Source organism: Mesorhizobium sp. M1A.F.Ca.IN.020.06.1.1, from assembly GCF_004023265.1.
Lineage (GTDB): Bacteria > Pseudomonadota > Alphaproteobacteria > Rhizobiales > Rhizobiaceae > Mesorhizobium.
Map to the genome: position 1 here is coordinate 1 of NZ_RZSR01001383.1, position 1095 is coordinate 1095.

2 protein-coding genes and 1 pseudogene are annotated in these 1095 nt (G+C 63.6%); all 3 read left to right on the plus strand.

The window, feature by feature from the left end; translation table 11 throughout:
- Positions 1-104 (plus strand): annotated as a pseudogene (locus EOA60_RS34210) (nicotinate-nucleotide diphosphorylase (carboxylating)); the annotation flags it as partial.
- A 17-nt stretch (positions 105-121) separates the two neighbouring features.
- Positions 122-574, plus strand: coding sequence for an aspartate 1-decarboxylase (gene panD, locus EOA60_RS34215; protein WP_128312683.1), 453 nt, complete (start codon positions 122-124; stop codon positions 572-574).
- 99 nt (positions 575-673) lie between these two features.
- The coding region (locus EOA60_RS34220; RefSeq protein ID WP_348632749.1) for a radical SAM protein at positions 674-1095 on the plus strand (422 nt) is incomplete at its 3' end.

The window sequence follows — 1095 nt, forward strand, 5'->3', positions numbered from 1 at the left end:
GCGTTGACCTCATTTCCGTCGGATGGCTGACACACAGCGCGCCGATCCTCGACATCGGCCTGGATGTGCCGGTCGACGGAAACATCTGCACGCATTTGAACTGATGGAGAGGAGGAACGGGATGCGCAAGATCGTCGCTGGCAAGCTGCACGGCATCCACGTGACCGAAGCCAATCTCGACTACCACGGCTCGATCACACTCGACCCAGATCATTGCGAGGAAGCAGGCTTCCTGCCGATGGAATTCGTCGAGATCTGGAACAAGAATTCGGGGGCGCGCCTCTCGACCTATGTCATCCCAGGCGAACGCGGATCGCGCTGTTGCATCCTCAACGGCGCCGCAGCCCGCACCTGCCAGCCGGGCGATCCGCTCATCATCTGCAACTCGGTCTATGTGGAGGAGGCCGAACTCACCGCGCTCAAGCCGCGAGTGCTGACCTTCGACAGGGACAATCGTATCACCGAGCGGCTGACCTATTCGGTCGGGCGCAATGCGGACGGGGGCTACAGCTTCTCGATCCTGAACGAGACCGGCAGCGCCTTCCCCGTCCCGGCGCTGGTGGGCAGACCATAACTGACCCGGCTGGCTGACAGCCACCTTCTTCATGCACTCACGCAAGCCGCAACAAAAGGATCTTTGATGATGAAGGATCGATTGGACGCCGAACTCACCATGGACCGGGCCCCAGAGCCGATCGATGGGGCGCTGCCGCGATGGACCCGAGAAGCAGCCGCGGCCATCCACGACATGCCGTTCAACGACCTGCTCTTTCGAGCCCAGGCGGTCCATCGCGCGTATTTCGATCAAAACCGGGTGCAGCTGTCGCGGCTCCTCTCGATCAAGACCGGCGGCTGCCCCGAGGACTGCGGCTATTGCAGCCAGTCCGCGCATCACCAGTCGGGGCTGAAGGCGTCGAAGCTGCTGGACGTCGAACGCGTCGTCGCCGAGGCCAGGAAGGCGCGGGAGGCGGGCGCCACGCGCTATTGCATGGGTGCGGCCTGGCGCGGCCCGAAGGAGCGCGACATGGACGCGATCGTCGCCATGATCGAGCACGGGAAAGCGCTCGGCATGGAGACCTGCCTGACGCTCGGCAT

What these genes read in the sequence shown, in the direction of transcription:
- panD (WP_128312683.1), top strand. Translation starts at nt 122, where the DNA reads ATGCGCAAGATCGTCGCTGGCAAGCTGCACGGCATCCACGTGACCGAA.